The organism is Arthrobacter sp. TJ-58 (assembly GCF_058269295.1).
On the sequence record NZ_JBZCNM010000001.1, the window covers coordinates 142715 to 163492 of the forward strand.

At 65.7% G+C, this 20778-nt stretch carries 14 protein-coding genes; 9 read left to right on the forward strand and 5 right to left on the reverse strand.

All coding sequences use genetic code 11. From position 1 onward, the window contains the following. Positions 1–46 precede the first annotated feature (46 nt). A complete protein-coding gene (gene lpdA, locus AC4D2W_RS00645) occupies positions 47–1429 on the reverse strand; it encodes a dihydrolipoyl dehydrogenase (protein WP_490925001.1) in 1383 nt (460 codons plus the stop codon). A 204-nt stretch (positions 1430–1633) separates the two neighbouring features. Next, the gene (locus AC4D2W_RS00650; protein ID WP_490925002.1) at positions 1634–3163 is read right to left on the reverse strand and encodes a leucyl aminopeptidase; all 1530 of its coding nucleotides are present in this window, start codon (positions 3161–3163) and stop codon (positions 1634–1636) included. A 299-nt stretch (positions 3164–3462) separates the two neighbouring features. Here AC4D2W_RS00650 and AC4D2W_RS00655 point away from each other — a divergent pair, with 299 nt between their 5' ends. From AC4D2W_RS00655 to AC4D2W_RS00670, 4 genes are all read left to right on the forward strand, one after another. Beyond that, on the forward strand, positions 3463–4512 hold the full coding sequence (locus AC4D2W_RS00655) for a proteasome assembly chaperone family protein (RefSeq protein ID WP_490925003.1): 1050 nt from the start codon (positions 3463–3465) through the stop codon (positions 4510–4512). Between the two features lie 18 nt (positions 4513–4530). Beyond that, complete coding sequence (locus tag AC4D2W_RS00660; RefSeq protein ID WP_490925004.1) at positions 4531–5994, forward strand: MFS transporter; 1464 nt, start codon at positions 4531–4533, stop codon at positions 5992–5994. Positions 5995–6203: 209 nt separating this feature from the next. Beyond that, positions 6204–7499, forward strand: coding sequence for a DUF4192 domain-containing protein (locus AC4D2W_RS00665; RefSeq protein ID WP_490925005.1), 1296 nt, complete (start codon positions 6204–6206; stop codon positions 7497–7499). 302 nt (positions 7500–7801) lie between these two features. Next, the gene (locus AC4D2W_RS00670; RefSeq protein WP_490925006.1) at positions 7802–9082 is read left to right on the forward strand and encodes an RNA polymerase sigma factor; all 1281 of its coding nucleotides are present in this window, start codon (positions 7802–7804) and stop codon (positions 9080–9082) included. A 205-nt stretch (positions 9083–9287) separates the two neighbouring features. Here the strand turns inward: AC4D2W_RS00670 and AC4D2W_RS00675 are convergent, their stop codons facing one another. Beyond that, positions 9288–9512: a DUF7455 domain-containing protein gene (locus AC4D2W_RS00675; RefSeq protein WP_400932759.1), complete on the reverse strand. Its 225-nt coding sequence runs from the start codon at positions 9510–9512 to the stop codon at positions 9288–9290. 252 nt (positions 9513–9764) lie between these two features. Here AC4D2W_RS00675 and AC4D2W_RS00680 point away from each other — a divergent pair, with 252 nt between their 5' ends. Beyond that, positions 9765–11876 (forward strand): DNA gyrase/topoisomerase IV subunit B, encoded by a 2112-nt coding sequence (locus AC4D2W_RS00680; RefSeq protein WP_490925007.1) that lies wholly within the window; start codon positions 9765–9767, stop codon positions 11874–11876. 91 nt (positions 11877–11967) lie between these two features. Here the strand turns inward: AC4D2W_RS00680 and AC4D2W_RS00685 are convergent, their stop codons facing one another. Both AC4D2W_RS00685 and AC4D2W_RS00690 read right to left on the reverse strand, forming a co-directional pair. Then, entirely contained in the window at positions 11968–12930 is a 963-nt protein-coding gene (locus AC4D2W_RS00685) for a M56 family metallopeptidase (RefSeq protein WP_490925008.1), read from the reverse strand. A gap of 29 nt (positions 12931–12959) precedes the next feature. After that, complete coding sequence (locus AC4D2W_RS00690; protein WP_490925009.1) at positions 12960–13337, reverse strand: BlaI/MecI/CopY family transcriptional regulator; 378 nt, start codon at positions 13335–13337, stop codon at positions 12960–12962. Positions 13338–13565: 228 nt separating this feature from the next. Between AC4D2W_RS00690 and AC4D2W_RS00695 the strand changes: the two genes are divergently transcribed. From AC4D2W_RS00695 to AC4D2W_RS00710, 4 genes are read left to right on the forward strand one after another with little or no spacing between them, the layout of a single operon-like run. Beyond that, positions 13566–15200: a cytochrome ubiquinol oxidase subunit I gene (locus AC4D2W_RS00695; protein ID WP_490925010.1), complete on the forward strand. Its 1635-nt coding sequence runs from the start codon at positions 13566–13568 to the stop codon at positions 15198–15200. Between the two features lie 18 nt (positions 15201–15218). Beyond that, positions 15219–16238: a cytochrome d ubiquinol oxidase subunit II gene (cydB, locus tag AC4D2W_RS00700; RefSeq protein ID WP_490925011.1), complete on the forward strand. Its 1020-nt coding sequence runs from the start codon at positions 15219–15221 to the stop codon at positions 16236–16238. Next, the gene (gene cydD / locus AC4D2W_RS00705) at positions 16235–19741 is read left to right on the forward strand and encodes a thiol reductant ABC exporter subunit CydD (protein ID WP_490925012.1); all 3507 of its coding nucleotides are present in this window, start codon (positions 16235–16237) and stop codon (positions 19739–19741) included. Before cydB ends, cydD begins: the two co-directional genes overlap by 4 nt. A 34-nt stretch (positions 19742–19775) precedes the next feature. After that, positions 19776–20777, forward strand: a complete 1002-nt coding sequence (locus AC4D2W_RS00710; RefSeq protein WP_490925013.1) for a GNAT family N-acetyltransferase — start codon at positions 19776–19778, stop codon at positions 20775–20777. Position 20778: the final 1 nt, after the last annotated feature.

Here is a 20778-nt window from a genome sequence, read left to right on the forward strand (position 1 = left end):
CACCCGGGTTTTGGACCCGGGTGCACCGGGCAGGTAATTCTCTGCTTTAGCCGTGCAGGGGCTTGCCGGCGAGGGCCATGGCGGCCTCGCCGAGGGCTTCGTTCTGCGTGGGGTGGGCGTGCAGCAGGCTGGCCAGATCCTCCGGGTAGGCTTCCCAGTTCACGATCAGCTGTGCTTCACCGATCTGCTCGCCGATGCGGCCGCCGATCATGTGGACACCCACAATGGGGCCGTCCTTTTCGCGGACCATCTTGATCAGGCCGGAGGAACCCAGGATGGAGGTCTTGCCGTTGCCGGCCAGGTTGTATTCCTGGACCTCGACGCTGTCATCACCGAACTTGGCCTTGGCGGCCTTCTCGGTCAGGCCCACCGAAGCGATTTCGGGCTCGCAGTAGGTGACCTTGGGGATGTTGACGTCTTCAACGATGACCGGCTTGAGGCCGGCGATTTCCTCGGCCACGAAGATGCCCTGCTGGAAGCCGCGGTGGGCCAGCTGCAGGCCGGGAACAATGTCGCCCACTGCGTAGACGTTGCCGACGCCGGTGTGCAGGCGCTCGTTGGTGATGACGAATCCGCGGTCCATGGTCAGGCCGGTTTCCTCGTAGCCCAGGTTGGCGGTGACCGGTCCGCGGCCGACTGCCACGAGCAGGAGGTCGGCTTCGTACTTCTTGCCGTCGGCCAGCGTGACGACGACGCCGTCGTCGTTCTGCTGGACGTTGTCGAAGAAGATGCCGGTGCTGAACTTGATGCCGCGCTTCTTGTAGGCACGCTCAAGCTGCTTGATGATTGCTGCGTCTTCGTTCGGGACCAGGGAGGGCAGGCCCTCCACGATGGTGACGTCCACGCCGAAGGAGTTCCAGACCGAGGCGAACTCGACGCCGATGACGCCGCCGCCGAGGATGATTGCGCTCTTGGGAACGGTGTCCATCTTCAGGGCCTGGTCGGAGGTGATGACCTTGCCGCCGATTTCCAGGCCCGGCAGTGAACGGGAGTAGGAGCCGGTGGCCAGGATGATGTTGGCGCCGGTGTACGTCTCGCCGTTGACCTCAATGGTCTTTTCGCTGGTGAGCTTGCCTTCGCCTTCGATGACAGTGATGCCCTTGGACTTGATCAAGCCCTGCAGGCCGCGGAACTTGCCCGCAATGATGTTGTCCTTGTAGGAGTTCACTGCCGTCATGTCGATCGAATCGAAAGTTGCGTTGATGCCGTACTTCGATGCGGTCTTGGCATTCTCGGCAATTTCGGCCGAGTGCAGCAGTGCCTTGGTGGGGATGCAGCCGTTGTGCAGGCAGGTGCCGCCCAGCTTTCCCTTTTCAATGAGTCCTACGGAGAAACCCAGTTCCACGGAACGGAGAGCAGCGGCATAACCACCGCTTCCTCCTCCGAGGATCAGGATGTCGAATTCTTGCGCAGTTGCCTTTTCGGCCACTTGGACGCTCCCTCGCGTAATCGGTGACGCACATGGGCGCGTCGTTTTAGTGATTTGGGCGGTTGTGATCGTCTCTCACACTATCCCGCCGGCAGGGCTCCATCCACTCGCTGATGGGCCGCCGGCGGGAAGTGTAAGGAGAAACACCAGCCGTATTGCTTGTTCCCGGTAGTCCCCGGAGGGTGCCGGTGCTATAGGTACGCCTTAGGCGGAGCGGGAGACAACGTCTTCCGCGTAGGCCACCAGCGTGCGGACGGCGACGCCGGTGCCCTCCTTGGGCGTGTAGCCGTAGGGCGAGCCTTCGTTGAATGCCGGTCCGGCAATGTCCAGGTGCGCCCACGGGATCTTCACGCCGTCGACTTCTCCGACAAACTCCCGCAGGAAGCTCGCTGCGGTCATCATGCCGCCGAACCGCTCGCCGTGGTTGGCGATGTCCGCCACCTGGGAATCCAGGGATGCACGCAGTTCTTCGGGGATGGGCATCGGCCAGAACAGCTCTCCGGCGCGGTCCGCGGCGACCTTGACGGCGTCGCGCACCCCTTCCTCGCCCATGACGGCGGAGACCCGGTTGCCCAGGGCGATCATCTGCGCACCGGTGAGGGTGGCGACGTCGATCAGCACATCGGGAGCTTCTTCAGAGGCTGCGACCAGGCCGTCGGCCATGACCAGGCGGCCTTCTGCATCTGTATTCAGAACCTCAACGGTGCGTCCGCCGTAGGTGGTCATGACGTCGCCCGGACGCTGGGCGGTGCCTGAGGGCATGTTCTCGGCAAGGCACAGCCACGCGGTGACCTTGACCGGCAGGCCCAGTTCGGCGATGGCCAGCAGGGCGTTCAGAACGACGGCGGCCCCGCCCATGTCGCACTTCATGGTCTGCATTCCGGCGGCAGGCTTCAGCGAGAGTCCGCCCGAATCGAAGGTGATGCCCTTGCCCACCAGGGCGAGCTTGGCCTTGGCGCGCGTGGGAGCGTATTCCACCTTGACCATGCGCGGCGGGCGGGAAGAGCCCTTGCCCACGCCCATCAGTCCGCCGAAGCCGTCACGCTCCAGTTTCTTTTCATCCATGACGGTGATTTTGACCTTGGACGAGAGGGGCTTGGCCAGGTCCTTGGCTGCCTGGGCAAACGTCTCCGGGTACAGGTGGCTCGGCGGCTGGTTGACCAGGGTGCGGGTGGCGTTGACCGCGCGGCCCAGGATCCGGGCCCGGTCCAGTGCGGGCTTCAGTGCCTTGTCGTCTGCGGCCGGAGTGACAACGATGATGTTGCTCACCGGGTCCTTGAGCTTGGCCTTGTCCGTGCGGTGTTCGGTGTAGCTGTAGGCGCCGAACAGGGCGCCCTCGGCTACGGCTGCGGCGTCGGCCACAGTGGCGGCCGGCAGGGCAAGGGCCACGGTCTCGGTGCCGGCCAGCTGCCGGACGGCGGAGCCGGCGGCGCGGCGCAGTGCCTCGGAGCTCAGGGGAACGCCTGCGCTGACCTTGCCCACGCCGGTCAGGACCAGCATCTGTGCGTCGAGTTCCGGCAGGCCCGGAAGGCGCAGGACCTCGTCGGCGGCACCGGTGGCTCCAAGCAGGGGAAGGGATGCCGCGAGGGCGGTGGCTGCCTTGGAACTGAGCGGGCTGTCAATCAGAACCGGACCGCCGGGGGTCTGGCCGATGCCCACTACCAAAGCCTGGGCCGGCACCTTTTGCACGTCCCGGGAGACCACCGTCAGATTTGGTTCGTTCGTTTTGACCACGAAGTTACATCCTTAATATTCCGAAATATTGGCTGGTGCCGCTTTCCCGCGTCCCGCGTTATGCCGGAGCGGCGCCTTATTACCGATCGTAGTCTCTTGGCAGTGGTGCTCCGCTTTGCTAAGCCGTGGGCGTGCGCCCGCGGCGGACGGGAATGAAACGCGGGGGCAGCGGCGTTTACCCTTGAGTAAAGAGCGCAGCAAGCGCTGGCACGCCGCTTTTGGCAGATTTTCCCAAATCGGCGGCACACCCTGATATCCCTCGAAAGACCCAAGCGCATGGAAGCACAGAAGGGGAAGACATGCTTGATCCGCTGACCCTGTTCAATCTGAATCCGGAGGTGGCCGACGACGCAGGCCTGCACGGATTGCAGCTTCTGATGGGCTTTACCGGCTTTGCCGAGGCAGGCCATGTGGTCTCCCAGATCCGCGATGAGCTGCTGGAAACCCTGGACCATGACCTGGTGGCGACCTTTGATTCGGACCAGCTCATCGATTACCGGGCGCGGCGTCCGCAGATCGCCTTTGTCCAGGACCATCTGGCCGATTACGAGCCGCCGCAGTTGAATCTGTACCGGCTGCATGACGGCCTGGGTGAACCCTTCCTGTTCCTGACCGGTTTTGAACCGGACGTGCAGTGGGAACGTTTCGCGGCCGCCGTCGTCCACCTGGCCAAGAGCTTTGAGGTGGAGCGGGTGAGCTGGATCCATTCGATCCCCATGCCGGTGCCGCATACCCGTCCCGTGGGCGTGACCGTCCACGGGAACCGGCCTGACCTGATGGCCGGCATCAGCGCCTGGCGTCCCAATGCGCAGATCCAGGCAGCCGTGGGGCATGTGCTGGAGCTGAGGCTCATGCAGGCCGGGTTCGACGTCGTCGGCCACGCCATGCACGTGCCGCATTACCTGGCCGAAGCCGAATTCCCGCCCGCCGCCGTGGCAGGCCTGGAGTACCTCGGTGCTGCCGCCTCGCTGGTGCTGCCCACCGACAGGCTCCGCGAAGCCGGCCGTGAAGTGGAGCGCCAGATCGCCGAACAGGTGGAAGCATCCGCGGAAGTGAAGGGCGTGGTGGCCACCCTCGAAAAGCGCTATGACGAATACACGGACAGCACTGTGCGCCGGTCCCTGCTTGTTAAGGACAATGACGAGCTGGCCGATGCAGAGGAACTCGGTGCCGCCGTCGAAGCCTATTTGGCGAGCCCGCAGGCGGAGGAAGAATCCGAAGCACTGCGGCCTGAAAACAATCTGGATACAACGGAGGACGCAGAAACTCGTGGGAATGCCGATACATCCGGAGAAACGAATTCTTCCGGCCCGTCCGACCGGGAAACGGGGAGAGCTACCGGGGACTAGCCCGACGGCGGTTCGGCCATGAACTCGAAACGCGCCTGGCTTGTATGGGGCGTCAGCGTCCTGGCCTATCTTGTTGCGGTGACCCAGCGGACCACCTTTGGCGTTGCCGGTCTGGAAGCGACGGCCCGTTTTGACGCCACCGCGTCCATTCTTTCGGTCTTCACGGTGGTGCAGCTGCTGGTTTACGCCGCGCTTCAGATTCCCGTTGGCGTGCTGGTGGACCGCTTTGGGCCCCGGCTGCTGATCGCCGCCGGGGCCGCACTGATGGTGGCCGGCCAGCTGCAGCTGGCCACTGCCGACACTGTGGGCGGGGGCATTCTGGGCCGGTCCCTGGTGGGCGCCGGTGACGCCCTGACCTTCATCAGTGTCCTGAGGCTTCTGCCGGCGTGGTTCTCCGGCCGGCAAATCCCCGTATTGACGCAGTGGACGGGAATCATCGGCCAGCTGGGCCAGATTGCCAGCGCCGTTCCTTTTGCCTTTGTCCTGCACCGCTTCGGCTGGAGCACAGCCTTTGTGTCCGCGGCGTCCCTGTCCGTGCTGGTCCTGGCGCTCACGCTCGTCTTTGTCCGCAACCGGCCCTCCGGCGCCGAGGCGCCGGTGCTGCTGCCCCTGCGGCAAACCGCGACCTCCCTGGGCCAGGCCTGGCGCCAGCCGGGCACCCGGCTGGGAATGTGGACACACTTCACCATTCAGTTCCCCGGCACCGTGTTCGTCATGATGTGGGGCTTCCCGTACCTGGTCAGCGCCGAGGGAGTGGAATCCTCCTGGGCATCGGCCCTGATGACTCTCTTTGTGGTGGTGGCCGTCATCTGCGGGCCCTGGCTGGGGTCCTGGGTGGGGCGCCATCCGCTGCGCAGGTCCACCATGGTCCTGCTGATCGCTGCGGCCATGGCCTGCGCCTGGCTCGCGGTGATGCTTTATCCCGGTCCGGCACCACTGTGGCTGCTGGCCCTGCTCGTCGCGGTCCTGGCCATTGGCGGCCCCGGCTCCATGATTGGGTTCGACTTTGCCCGCACCTACAACCCGGGCCACCGGCTGGGCACCGCCACCGGGATAGTCAACATTGGCGGGTTCATCGCTTCCCTGGTCTCCATGTACCTGATCGGAGTGGTGCTGGACTTCCTGAACGCCCGCGGCTTCTCCGGCGGAGACCTGTATGCGCTGGATTCCTTCCGCATAGCGCTGGCAGTCCAATTTGTAGTGATGGCTGTGGGAGTCGCCGGAATTCTGCGCACCCGGTCCCGGGTGCGGGCACGGATGGCCGACGACGGACTGCGGCTTCCGCCCCTGCGCGAAGCAATGGCCCGCGAACGGCAGCGCAAGCAGGCTGAACGTGCCGCCCGGCAGGCCGCCCGCGGCTCAGGCTCCGGTGCCGGACATAACCCCGAAACCGAAACCGACGCCGTTGCCCGACGCCGGACCAGCGCCGGGAGGGGCACACTCGGCGGACATGACCCGGATGGCGGTCCGGACACGGAGTAGGACCCTGCGGCGGCGGGGCACAGGTTGGTCCCGTCCTTGGGCAGTGGCCGTCCTGCGGCGAGACGAGTCCTCCTCCACCGGGACGGGTCCTCCTCCACCGGGACGGGTCCTCCTCCACCGGGACCGCAGCGGGACGGGCGGAGGGTGCTGCCTCCACAGCAGCGGCTCCGGCACCGCTGCGCGCCTTCCGCGCCGCAATGCTTGGGTTCATGACGAATTCTCCCAGCGGCCGGCGGCCCCAGGAACCGTTTCCAGTACGCGGACCTGAGGACATTCTGGCCTTCATACCCCACAGCCTTGGTTTCGTTCCGCGGAACTCGCTGGTCCTGATGACCGTCGACGCCGTCCGCCTCGGGGCAACGCTGCGCCTGGACCTCCCGGCCTCAGCCCTTGATTATTCGGACTTTGCTGCAAAAGTCTGTGAAATCCTGCGCTCGGACCTCTCCGCAGACGGCGTGTTGATGGCCCTGTATACGGACCGCGCCTGGAAGCGTCCGGATGCTCCGCCGTACCGCAGGCTCGTCTCAGCCCTGGACCGGTGCCTGGCTGATGCAGGCATGCCCCTCCGGGACGGCTGGGTGGTGTCCGCCGCCACATGGCGGGAGTACTTCTGCGTTGACGGCAGCTGCTGCCCCTGGCCGGGCCATCCGCTGGGTGAGATCAGCGCCAGTACCCTTAGTGCCGAAATGGTGTACCGCGGCAGCGCTTTTGCCCCCTCATTGGGGGAGGCCGTGGACATGGACCTGCCGCCGCTGTGGGCCGACGCTTCAGAAGCCGCGGCCCACTGTGCCGCCTACGCGCGCCGGTTAAAGGGCAGATGGTGCGGGTATGAACAATTTGCGGACACTTTAGAAATTTGGGACTGGTTCTTTTCCGCTGCGGCGGCGGATGCCCGGCCCCTGCCCGGTGCCGGACCTGGCTGCCCCAGGGTTCGCGCCGACCCTGAGGCCGCCGGCTTCCTGCTGGCGAGTCTGCACGCCCGGCCGGTTCGGGACACGCTCCTGGTCATGGCCGCCCTGGGCATGGAGCAGGCGCTGTCCGGGGCCGCCGACTGTCACCTCCTGTCGGCAGACGGGAAACGTCCGCTCGTGCCTCCGGGTTTCGGTGCTGCCGCTGCCGCGGAATACGCCGGGGGGCAGGGCGGGGGACGTATCCGGCAGCGGTCGGACAATGCAGCCCAGGTCTTCCGCGACGTGCTGGTGGGACAGTACCGGCAGGCACCGCAGTGGCGCGGCATGGACGCGGCTTTTTCCGTCTTCACGGAACTCCTGGCGGCAGCTGCGGCTGACCGGTGTGCGGACCGGGAGGCAACCGCGGCCCTGCTGAGCCTGCTGGCCTGGATTGAATGGGCCCGGGGGAGAGGATCCAGGGCACAGGTGTACCTGATCCGGTGCCTGGCTGCCTATCCGGGATACCGGCTGGCCCAGCTCCTGGAAGAATTGCTGGCAACCGGCCTGTTCCCCCTCTGGGCGCGGACAGCGCAGACAGCTTGGAAGGGGTCGTAAGGAACAAGACCCCGGCGCCGCCCGGACATGAGCACCACGCCGCCCCGCCAGATGTGGGTCCGGTGCTGGCAGCAGCGGGAAATCGTGAGACAATGGGAACCGAGACCCGGTCGGGTTCGTGTATCAAGTGTCGCTTTTGATTCCTTTGCCTTACGGCAGGGGAACAGAAACCAGAGCGTGAGTGTTCTCCTAAGGAGCACCACTGCAGACGGGATCGCTTGAATCCAAGCACGGACTTGACAGGGTCATAGTGGTGTTGCCCCTAATGGCGATTCCACAGCCCGCCGTATGAAAGGTTTTCTGTGTCGCCGAGAAAGTCAACTGCAGTCGAAGAGACTGACACTGCAAGCAAGCGCACCGCCGTAGAGGAAACGCCTGCTCCGATGGAAACGGCCGCCGGCGAAAAGACCGCGGTAAAAACCGTCCGCAAGGCTGCGGTGCGTAAGCCTGCCGCAAAGTCAGGTACCGCTGCAGCCGGCCGCAAGACGCCCGCGAAGTCTGCCAAGGCCGCGAAGGCTGCCGCAGCCGAAGAGGAAGAGTCGCGCAACGAGTCCGAGGCCGAGCCGGAGGCTGACGCGCCTGACGCACCCGAAGCAGCGCCGACCGGCTCCGGATTTGTCTATTCGGATGCCGACGATGACGACGCACCTGCCCAGCAAGTCGTCTCCGCCGGTGCCACAGCCGATCCGGTCAAGGATTACCTGAAGCAGATTGGTAAGGTCGCCCTGCTGAACGCTGAGCAGGAAGTCGACCTCGCACTGCGGATCGAAGCGGGGCTGTTTGCAGAAGAGAAGCTTGCAGCCGATCCGAACATGGACCCCAAGCTCAAGCGCGAGCTCGAGTTCATCGTCCACGACGGCAAGCGTGCCAAGAACCACCTGCTGGAGGCCAACCTCCGACTCGTGGTCTCTCTGGCCAAGCGCTACACCGGCCGCGGCATGCTCTTCCTGGACCTGATCCAGGAAGGCAACCTGGGTCTGATCCGTGCAGTCGAGAAGTTCGACTACACCAAGGGCTTCAAGTTCTCCACGTACGCCACATGGTGGATCCGCCAGGCCATTACCCGGGCCATGGCCGACCAGGCCCGCACCATCCGTATTCCGGTGCACATGGTTGAGGTCATCAACAAGCTTGCCCGCGTGCAGCGCCAGATGCTTCAGGACCTGGGTCGCGAGCCCGCTCCGGAAGAGCTGGCACTGGAACTGGACATGACGCCTGAAAAGGTTGTCGAGGTCCAGAAGTACGGCCGCGAACCGATCTCTCTGCACACCCCGCTGGGTGAAGACGGCGACTCCGAGTTCGGTGACCTCATTGAGGACTCCGAGGCTGTGGTTCCGGCTGACGCAGTGAGCTTTACGCTGCTGCAGGAACAGCTGCACTCCGTGCTGGATACGCTCTCCGAGCGTGAAGCCGGCGTGGTGGCCATGCGCTTCGGCCTGACCGACGGCCAGCCCAAGACCCTGGACGAGATCGGAAAGGTTTACGGAGTTACCCGTGAGCGCATCCGCCAGATCGAGTCCAAGACCATGTCCAAGCTCCGTCACCCGTCGCGGTCACAGGTTCTGCGCGACTACCTGGACTAAGCATCAGCAGTACCAGCTGCTCTGGGGATGCGCCCCCTGTTCCGCCTCGGTGGAACAGGGGGCGCACTGCTTTAAGCGGCCGGGACCTTAGAACGCCGTGCATCCGCAGGACCGCGGGCATGGAAAAGGCTCCCCCCGCCGGGCGGGAGGAGCCTTCCAAGCTGTACGCGGTGTCCGGGTAACCGGGTTCACCATCACTGCGGCACTAGTCTGCCGGGACTGCTTCTGCCTTCGTCATCAGGCGGGACGTCTCGTCCTGCCATTCCGAGGTCAGCGGGCGGAGATTCGTCTCCACTGCCCGAGCATGGTGTCCGCAGAAGAGCAGTTCCCCACCCGAGGATTCAAGTACCGCACGTACGTACGCCTGGGCGCCGCACCGGTCGCAGCGGTCCAGCGTATTCAGTTCACGAGTAGCTACTGCTGCTGTCATGAAAGCCTCCTAAAGGGTGTTGATACTTTATATAACCATCTTTGAGGCCCGAGCCTTTGCATACAGGCCGGTCTTTCGCTCTGCGCGTACCAACCCGGCGGATGGTTGTGAGGTATTTCACCGCTGCTGAGTCGCTGGCGTGCAGTGTCAGTGGCGGGCCTTAACCTAGGAAGTAGCCCGGTTCCCTCCGGGCATGAGCTGGATCGGCGATCTGCCGGCCAACGGTCCCAAGGCCTGAGGAGTTTCAAACACGTGGCGCCCCCGAACACTGAGTACAACGCCCGCCACCTTTCCGTCCTGGAAGGGCTCGAAGCCGTCCGGAAGCGTCCGGGCATGTACATCGGCTCCACAGACTCCCGCGGACTGATGCACTGCCTGTGGGAGATCATCGACAACTCCGTGGATGAGGCTTTGGCCGGGTACGGCCAGAGCATCAAAATCATCCTCCATCCGGACGGCTCGGTGGAAATCCACGACGACGGCCGCGGCATCCCCGTGGACATCGAGCCCAAAACGGGTCTGTCAGGCGTGGAGGTCGTCTTCACGAAGCTGCACGCCGGCGGCAAATTCGGCGGCGGTTCCTACGCTGCCTCCGGCGGCCTGCACGGCGTCGGCGCCTCTGTGGTCAACGCCCTCTCCTCCCGCCTGGACGTCCAGGTGGACCGCTCCGGCAAGACCTACCAGATGAACTTCCGGCGCGGCGAACCGGGTCACTTTGCCGACACGGGCAAGACCCCCCGCCCCGACGCGAAATTCACGCCCTTCCTTGAAACCTCCAAGCTTGAGGTGGTCGGCAAGGCCAAACGCGGCGTCACCGGCACGCGGATCCGCTATTGGGCGGACCGCCAGATCTTCACCCCCGACGCCAAGTTCTCCTACACGGAACTGCAGTCCCGCGCCCGGCAGACCTCGTTCCTGGTTCCCGGCCTGCGCATCACCCTGCGGGACGAGCGTCGGCTTCCCGGCACCGCCGGCGAAGCAGGACCGGTGGAAGAAGTCTTCCAGCACGACGGCGGCATCACCGAGTTTGTCGAATTCCTCGCGGCGGATGCTCCCGTCACCGACATATGGCGCCTGCAGGGCAGCGGCAAGTTCAAGGAATCCGTGCCCGTCCTCGATGATTCCGGCCACAGCAAAATCGCCGAGGTGGAGCGTGAGTGCGAGGTGGACATTGCGCTGCGCTGGGGGATTGGCTACGAAACCAACATCCGCAGCTTCGTGAACATCATCGCCACCCCCAAGGGCGGAACGCACCAGGCCGGGTTTGAGCAGGCACTGCTCAAGACATTCCGCAAAGTGATCGAGGCCAACGCCCGCAAGCTCAAGGCCGGCAACGACAAGATCGAAAAGGACGATGTGTTTGCCGGACTCACTGCAGTCCTCACCGTCCGGCTGGCCGAGCCGCAGTTCGAGGGCCAGACCAAGGAGATCCTCGGCACCTCCGCCGTCCGCGCCATCGTTGCCAAGGTGGTGGACAAGGAAATCACAGCCCGGTTGAACTCCACCGCCCGCGCGGACAAGCAGCAGTCCGCGCTGCTGCTGGAAAAGGTTGTCTCGGAGATGAAATCCCGCATCTCCGCACGGGTCCACAAGGAAACCCAGCGGCGCAAGAACGCCCTGGAGACCTCCACCATGCCGGCCAAGCTGGCAGACTGCCGCATCGACGACAGTGAGCGCTCAGAGCTGTTCATCGTCGAGGGTGACAGCGCGCTCGGCACGGCCAAGCTGGCCCGCTCCTCGGACTACCAGGCGCTGCTGCCCATCCGGGGAAAAATCCTGAATGTCCAGAAGGCCTCCGTGGCGGACATGCTGTCCAACGCCGAATGCGCCGCCCTGATCCAGGTGGTGGGCGCCGGTTCCGGACGCAGCTTCGCCCTGGAAGCCGCCCGCTACGGCAAGGTCATCTTCATGACGGATGCAGACGTTGACGGTGCCCATATCCGCACCCTGCTGCTGACGCTCTTCTTCCGCTACATGCGCCCGCTGGTGGAGGCCGGACGCGTGTACGCGGCGGTCCCTCCGCTGCACCGGGTGGAGGTCATCAACCATGGCTCCAAGGCCAACGAGATGATCTACACCTACAGCGAGAAGGAACTGCACCAGTTGCTGGCCAGGCTGCAGAAGGAAGGCAAGAACTACAAGGAGCCCATCCAGCGGTACAAGGGGCTGGGCGAAATGGACGCGGACCAGCTGGCCGAAACCACCATGGATCCGCGCCACCGGACGCTGCGGCGCGTGCGCATTGATCAGGCGGCCGACGCCGAACGCGCCTTTGAGCTGCTCATGGGCAGCGATGTGGCCCCGCGCAAGGACTTCATCATTGCCGGTGCCGCCATGCTGGACCGCGACCGTATCGACGCCTAGCAGTCACCCGCCAGGGGAACCGGCCGGAGAGTCGGCCGAGGAATCTGTCGGCAGCAGGGGACCGGGCGGGGTCGGAAGATCCCGCCCGGAATCAGAGGATGCCCGGGGCGACCAGAAGCGTGGTGGGCACGGCCAGCAGCAGGCCGGCCAGGATGAGCACAGCCGCGCGCTGCCAGGCAGGCAGCGGCGGCAGGGGAGTCAGCAGCCGGCTCAGCCGGTGCACGGTACCCAGTTTTTCCTGCTGGTCCGGGTTGTCCGGCAGAAGGCCCCGGGGTTCGGCCGCATTGAGTGCCTCGGGGGCCGCTGCGCCGGTTCCCACGATTGCCACGGCCCGGATCAGGGTTTCGGGCTGAACGGTGCGCAGTGCGTCGTCGTCGGCCAGCATCTCGATCAGCTCGTTGACCGACTGCTGGGCCAGCTGGGAGGTGGGCAGCCACGGAAGGGCGGCGCGCCACGCGGCAAAGGCCCAGAGCAGCAGGTGATGGTGCTGGGCCAGATGGGCCTTCTCGTGGATCAGGACGGCTGAGAGCTCCTCGTCGGAGAGCATTTCCAGCAGCCCGTCCGAGAGGACAGTGACTGAACGCGCGCCGCCCGGAAGGCAGTACGCCACCGGTGCGGGGTGGTTGATGACCACGGTGGCGGGCCGGGTGGCGGAGGGAGAGCTGAGCAGTGCCAGCATGTCCCGGTGCCTGCGGCGGCCGCGCCGGATCCGGTAATAGGTCAGCAGCAGGGTGAAAATGAGGTGCGCGCTGAGCAGCAGGGCAGCGCTGAGGGCAAATACATGCACCAGGCCCAGCGTGGTGGCCGGCGCGCCGTTGATCAGGATGTTCCAGAGCCCGCGGAGCGCATCGACCAGGTTGTCGCCAAGGGGCTCAAGGCCCCAAGTGAGCATGGCGCCGATCATGGACAATCCGCCGGCGAGGGCGATTGCCTGCCAGAGCACCATGGCGGTGAAGGGTGAGCGGGCAGGCCACTTTGCCCGGGACAGTGCTATTGGAACAGGCCACGCCAGCACGAGGGCCAGCGCGGCCAGAGCATATGAGGCCCAGAACACCGGGGCGGAAAGTAGCTGCCGCTACCGGGTTAGACGCTGCCGAGCAGCCGGCGAAGGGTCTCTGCCTCGCTGACGGACACTGAACCGATGAAGCGCGCCAGTACGGCTTCGCGGTCGCTGACGGATCCGAGCACCTCGTGCATCAGTTCGGCTGTGTGCTCGGCCTTGGTGGTGATGGCACGGTAGCGGTGCGGACGGATGTTCCGCTCACGTTCCACCAGTCCTTTTTTCTCCAGCCGGGAGAGGACGGTGAGGATAGTGGTGACCGCCAGGCCCTTGCCGTCGCCCGAGCCGGCCGCGGGGTTGGCCTCGGCCAGTGTTTCACGCAGTTCGTTTGCTGTGGACGCTTCCGCGGACTCCCAGAGGATGTCCATGGTTGCCCGTTCCAGCTCGCCGAGGGTAGCCATCTTTTGTTCCTGTCCTTCACATTGCAATCCGCCCGAGTCTGCTCCCTGGTCCCGCGTCCCGAGGGGACGGCAGGGGGAGCGGCGGAAGAGGTCTGACTCTCTAATGTACAGGGTTTTGGAGCTGGGTTCTACGTCACGTAGAAATCTTTTTGCATCTGATCTACGATCGGAAGCAGAATGAAATTCTACGCTCTGTAGAAGTTCTGGTCCTACTGAAGGAATCCTCCCTTGGAAGCACTCGATATTGCCCGCTGGCAGTTCGGCATCACCACCGTTTACCACTTCCTCATGGTGCCGCTGACCATCGGACTGGGCCTAGTGGTGGCCACCCTGCAGACCATGTGGGTGCGCACCGGCAAAGACGAATACCTGCGGATGACCAAGTTCTGGGGAAAGCTCTTCCTCATCAACTTCATCATGGGTGTGGCAACCGGCCTGGTCCAGGAGTTCCAGTTCGGCATGGCCTGGAGCGAGTACAGCCGCTTCGTGGGGGACGTCTTCGGCGCCCCGCTGGCCCTGGAATCGCTGCTGGCATTCTTCACTGAATCCGTGTTCCTGGGACTGTGGATTTTTGGCTGGAAGCGGCTGCCCAAGAAGGTTCACCTCGCCACCATCTGGATTGCCACGCTGGCCTCCGTCCTCTCCGCCTACTTCATCCTGGCCGCCAACTCCTGGATGCAGCACCCCGTGGGTGTGGAGATGGTGGACGGCCGTCCGGTCCTGACGGACATCTGGGCCGTGCTGACCAACAACACCCTCCTGACCGCGTTCCCGCACCAGATCACGGCAGCACTGTCCGTTGCCGGCGGTTTCCTGCTGGGCATCGCCTGGTACCACCTGTGGAAGCGCCGCCGCGACGGCATCGACACCGTTTCCGAAAACGGCAAGGTAGTGGTTGGCTCCCGTCCGGAAACCGGCCGGGACAAGTCGGACTACAGCGTGTGGATCAAGTCCCTGCGCATCGGCGCAGTGGTGGCCATGGTGTCCTTCGCCGGAACCGCCATCACCGGTGACCTGCAGGGCAAGCTCATGTTCGAGCAGCAGCCCATGAAGATGGCCGCCGCCGAGGCAGCCTGCCATGACGGCACCTCCTTCTCGATCCTCTCCGTAGGCGATGTCGGGGCAGAGAACTGCGACGACGTCACCGCCGTGATCGAGGTGCCCGGTCTGCTGTCCTTCCTGGCGAACAACGACTTCGACACCGAGATCAAGGGCGTCAACACGCTGATTCCGGAATACCAGGAAGCCTACGGCACCCACATTCCGGATGATCCCAAGTACGGTGCACAGGCCGGTACGGAGATTGACTACCTGCCGGTCATGTCAGTGACCTACTGGGGTTTCCGCATCATGATCGGCTTTGGCGGCATTGCCGCCGCTGCATCCGCCGCCGCGCTCTGGATGACCCGCAAGGGCACCGTGCCGCAGTCCAAGTGGCTGATGCGCCTGGCCGTGTTCGGCATCCTTGCCCCCTTCGGCGCCAACAGTGCCGGCTGGATCTTCACCGAGATGGGACGCCAGCCGTTCGTCGTGGCTCCCAACCCGAGCTTCACCGGCATTGACCAGGTGTTCATGTTCACGGCGGCCGCAGTGTCTCCGGGCGTCTCCATGGCTGAGCTGATCTTCTCGCTCTGCGCATTCGCCCTGGTGTACCTGGTGCTGCTGGTGGTGGAAGTGCGGTTGCTGTTCAAGTTCACCCGCGGCGGCGTTCCGTCCGCCATGCCCGAACTGCTGCACGGCGGGGGGCACGACGGCGGTTCCTCCGGCGGCATGGATTCCGCCGGCGGTGACGATGGAACGGGCAGCGACGGGTCCGACACCAAGACCAAGCAGCCCGACGATGTCCTCGGCTTTGCCTACTAAGCGATCTGGAGCACAGAAGTGATTTCGCTACCCACCCTTTGGTTCATCGTCCTGGCCTTCCTCTGGACCGGTTACCTCTTCCTCGAAGGCTTCGACCTCGGCGTCGGCATGCTCATGAAGCTGATGGGCCGCAGCGAGAAGGACCGCCGGGTCATGCTGAACACCATCGGCCCGGTCTGGGACGGCAACGAGGTCTGGCTGATCACTGCCGGGGCCATGACGTTTGCCACGTTCCCGCTCTGGTACGCCGCACTCTTCTCGGCACTGTACATCCCGCTGGTGCTGGTCCTGCTGGGACTGATCTTCCGGGCCGTATCCATCGAATACCGCGGCAAGCACGATGATGACCGCTGGCGCAGCCGCTGGGACTGGGCCATGGCCCTGGGCTCCTTTGTCTCCGCCTTCGGCGTCGGGGCAGCCCTCGCGCTGACCACCACCGGGCTGCCGTTGAACGAAAACGGCGACCGGGTGGGCGGAGCCTTCGCCTGGTTCAACGGCTATGCGGTCCTGGGCGGCCTGGCCGTCGTCGCATTCTGCCTGGTCCATGCCTGCGCCTTCCTGGCGCTGAAGTCCCGCGGCGAGATCGAAATGCGGGCCCGCCGCGCCGTCGTCCGCTGGCTGCCGCTGGGCGTGCTGCCCATGGCGGCCTGGGCCATCGTGGTCCAGCAGCAAAACGGCAAGGTACTGACCCTGATTCCGCTGGTGATCGCCGTAGTGGCCGTGGTGCTGGCCTGGGTCACGGCACGCCGCGGCCGCGAAGGCTGGAGCTTCACGTGGATGGGGCTGTTCCTGGTGGCCGGTGTGTTCACCATCTTCGCCTCGCTGTACCCGAACGTCCTGCCCTCCACCCTGAATCCGGCCTGGAATCTGACCGTGGACAACGCGTCCTCCTCGGACTACACGCTGACCGTGATCTCCTGGGTCTCGCTCTTCGGCCTGCCCCTGGTCGTGCTCTACCAGGGTTGGACCTACTGGGTCTTCCGCAAGCGCATTAGCGCTGACTCCATCCCCGCTGCCCACTCGGTGACCGCCCAGTGAAACCGGTTCTTCCGGTCAGTTCTGCCAGCCGGCGGGCGCTGTATCTCCTGGGGCTGCTGGCCGCCGTCAAGGCGGCCGGGCTGGTGCTCCTGGCCACGGGCGTGGCCGCCGGGGTTGCCGGTCTTGCATCCGGCGAACCGGACTGGCGCTGGGTCTTCGCCAACGGCATCGCCGGTGCGGTGCTGCGGTCCCTCGCGGTCTGGGGAACCGAAACGGTGTCCCAGCGCGCCGCGGCGGGCGTCAAGGAGGAACTGCGGGCATCCCTCACCTCACGGGCGCTCGACGACGGCGGCAGTGTTCCCGGCATGGGCAGCGGCGCGCTGAGCGTACTGATTACCCGCGGACTGGACGGGCTGGACAACTACTACGCCAAGTACCTGCCTGCCCTGGTGACCTGCGCCGTCGTGCCATTGCTGGTAGGCCTGCGGATCCTCTCCGCTGACTGGCTCAGCGCGGTGGTGGTTGTCCTGACCGTGCCGCTGATTCCGGTGTTCATGATCCTGATCGGACTGCACACGGGAGACAAGACCGCCGCAGCCGTGGACGCCTTGAACCGGCTCTCGGACAACATGCTGGAGCTGGCCAAGGGACTGCCCGTCCTGGTGGGTCTGGGCCGCGCCCGGGCCCAGACCCGGGCCCTGCGCGACGTAGCCGAGAACTACCGCACCCGCACCCTGGAAACCCTGAAGGTGGCGTTCCTGTCCTCCCTGGCACTGGAACTGATTGCCACCATCTCCGTGGCCCTCGTGGCAGTGGTGATCGGCGTGCGCCTGGTGCACGGCTCCATGTCCCTGGAACTGGGCCTGCTGGCCTTGATCCTGGCTCCCGAGTCCTACCAGCCGCTGCGTGACCTGGGCACCGCACACCATGCGAGCGAGGACGGGCTCGAAGCGCTCAAGCGCACCAACGCCGTCCTGGACGCGCCCGCCGCAACGCCGCTCATCCCGGCCGCCGCTGACACCGATGTTCCGGCTGACGCCGATGCCTCAGGCCTCACAGGTCCTGCCGCTGTTCCCGCCGCTGCCGCACTGTCCGTCACGGGGCTGACCATCCGATACGCCGGGCGTCCCCGTCCCGCAGTGTCCGGCCTCAGCTTCGACGTGCCCGCGGGCAGCATTGCGGCACTGACCGGATCCAGCGGCAGCGGTAAAACCTCCGTCCTGGAAACCCTCGCCGGACTGCGCCGCAGCGGCGGCGACACCACGCTGGAAGGCACCGTCACCGGCGTCGACCGTTCCGGCATTGCCTGGATTCCGCAGCACCCGGTGCTCGTGGAAGACACCACCGTGGAAGAAATTGCCCTGTACTCCGGTCTGGACTCGGCGGAGGAGGGACGGCAGGCAGCCGCAGATGCGCTCGCCGCCATTGGCTCGGCGCACCTGCTGGACACCCGCACCGCTGATCTGAGCCCGGGTGAACAGCGCCGCGTGGCAGTTGCCCGGGCGCTGGCGCGCCTTGCCTGCCAGCCGCAGGTGCATGTACTGCTGGCCGACGAACCCACTGCCCACTTGGATGCCGCCAGCGCCGCGGCCGTCATCCGCGCATTGGATAGCCTGCGCGGAACCGTCACGGTACTGCTCGTGGCCCATGACCAGGCGGCAGCGGCCATTGCCGACCGGCTGATCCCGGTGGATGCCGGGTCCCCGGAGGCGCCGGCACCAGATGCCCCGGAGGCGCCGGCACCAGATGCCCCGGCGCCGGCGCTTTCGGGCGCCGCAGCCAGCGCCGCCGAGGACACCGCGGCCGTGCCCGCCGGAACAGCTGCGACTTTTGCCGGAACAAGTGCCGCTGCCGGCGGGGCAACCGTGCGCTGGCAGGATGAGCTCGCGGAGACCGAACTTCATCCCGTGCATCAGCCGCTGTGGAAGAACCTGCTGGTCCTGCGGCCCTGGAGCGGCCAGTTCCTGCTGGCACTGCTGCTGGGCACCGGCGCCACCCTGTTTGCCGTGGCCCTCACCTCGCTGTCCGGCTGGCTGATTGTCCGGGCCTCCGAACAGCCTCCCATCCTGCTGCTGCTCGGCGTGATTGTGGGTGTCCGGTTCTTCGGCATAGGCCGGTCTGTACTGCGCTACCTGGAGCGGCTGCGCCTGCACGACGCCGTCTTCCGGGCCACCAACGCCATCCGGATCCGTCTGTGGAACGGACTTCTGCAGCGCCCCGAGGGCTGGCGCCGGCTGGCCCGCGGCGGAGGAGCACTGGAACGCCTGGTGGGCGACGTGGACGAGCTGCGCGATATTGCACCGCGCGTCGTTTTTGCACCGCTGACCGGCTTCTTTACCGCAGTGGCCGCCTGCATCGCCACCGGCCTGCTGCTGCCCGGTGCCCTTGGTGCGCAGATCCTGGTGTGCGTGGTCGGGCTGGTTGTTGCCCCCCTCGCGGCCGTGGGAGCCGACGCTGCCGCACGCGCTGCAACCGTGCGGCTGCAGTCCCGGTCCATGGCAGCCATGGCGCGGCTGCTCGAGGCCGCACCGGATTTGGAAGCCAACCGCAGTGCCGCACCTGTGTTTGCCCGCCAGCAGGACCTCGACGCGCGGGCCTCTGCTGCCGTGCGGCGCAGCGCCTGGGCCCAGGGCCTGGCCAACGCGCTCACGGCACTGGCCTGCTCCTTCGGTGCCCTGTACATGCTGACCGTGGCCGGGAACGTCTCCGCGACCGTAGCCGCCGTCGTCGTACTGATGCAGCTGGCCCTGATCGAAGCCTTCGTGGCCGTCAACGGATCCATCCAGCAGTTCTTTGCCTGGCGGACCCTCGGTGACAAGGTGCTGCCGGACCTCGGCACCGACACCGTGGAGCCCGAGGCGGAATCCGGGGACCCGGCTACGGTCCCCGCCGTGGAAACCGTTGAACTGCGCGGCATCAGCTACAGCTATCCCGGCGCCGACACTCCGGTGTTTGAGGATCTGGACCTGGACCTGCGCCCGGACAGCTGGCTGGCCGTCACCGGCCCCTCCGGCAGCGGAAAGTCCACGCTGCTCGGCGTCCTGCTGGGCTTCCTGACCCCGCAGGAGGGAACCTTCCGGATCAACGGCCGGGCCGCCGCGGACCTGCCCCCGGCGGCACGGCGGATGGCCTGGTGCCCGCAGGAAGCCCACTTGTTCGACTCCACGCTGCGCGGCAATCTGCTGCTGGCCCGGGACCGCCGGCACGCGCCCACCGAAGCGGAAATGGCGGCGGCCCTGGACGCCGTCGGCCTCGGTCCGTTCCTCGCCGGCCTGCCGGAGGGACTGGACACCCGCGTGGGGGGCGGCGGACATTTCCTGTCCGGCGGACAGCGCCAGCGCCTTGCCGTTGCGCGCGCCCTCCTTACGGAAGCCGACGTCGTCCTCCTGGACGAGCCCACGGCGCATCTGGATGCGGAAGCAGGCGAACAGCTGATGGCCGATCTCGCTGCGGGCCTGCGCGGAAAATCCGTGGTGGTGGTCACCCACAATCCGGCGGACACCGTCTGGTGCGCCCGCAGATTGAATCTGGGACAGCCGGTATGCGCTGGGTCACACCGATAGGAAACGCCCGAAGCAGGTGTCATAGTCTGGAAAGATGAGTATCTCGACACCACCGGAAATTCCTGGTCCTGCAACGGGTCTGCGCTGGCGGGCCATCACGGCGGAGGACGTAGACGCCTGGCTGGAGCTGGTTCGGCGCATCGCCGCAGTGGACAAACCCGGTTTTATCCAGCAGCGTGCGGATCTGGAACACGTGCTGGAAGCCAGTGCCGACACCCCCGCCCGCGACACCCTGCTGGGGCTGGACCGGGACGGCGTGCCGCGCGCCTACGGATACCTGGTCCGGACCGAGGGATCGGACAAGATCCACGGTGCCGGCGGAGTGGACCCGCAGTGGCGCCGGCGCGGGATCGGCACCGCACTGCTGCGCTGGCAGCAGCAGCGCGCCCGCGAGCGGCTGTTGGAAACAGGCCATAAGAAAGGCCTGCTGCGGTTCATGGCGGAAGAGGATAACGCCTCGCACATTGCACTGTTCCACGCCGCCAACGCGTCAGTAGTTCGCTACTTCACTGAAATGAGCCGGCCCCTGGATGCGGACATTCCGGATGCCACGCTGCCGGAGGGACTGGAATACGTGACCTTCAACGAGGACATTTCCGAGGCGCTGCGCGTGGCCCACAACGAAGTCTTCCAGGACCACTGGGGGAGCGAAGAGCGCGATCCCGAGCGCTGGCAGCACAACATCGAACACCCGCATTTCCGGCCTGACTGGACCTTCGTCGTGATGGATACGGCAGCCGGGGAAATTGCCGGTTACAACATTGCCTCCTTCGACCCTGAGGGGCAGAAGCTCAACGGCTACAGCGAGGGTTACACCGAACTCCTCGGCGTGCGGCGCAGCTACCGCGGCCTGGGCCTGGCTCCGGCGATGCTCGGCGAAGCAATGCGCCGGTACAAGGCATCGGGCATGGAACGTGCCGGTTTGGGCGTGGACACCGAGAATCCGTCGGGAGCCCTGGGGCTCTATGAGAGCCTGGGCTACACGCCCACCTACCGCGAGGTGGTCTTCGACCTGCACGTGCTGCCCCAGGAGTGAG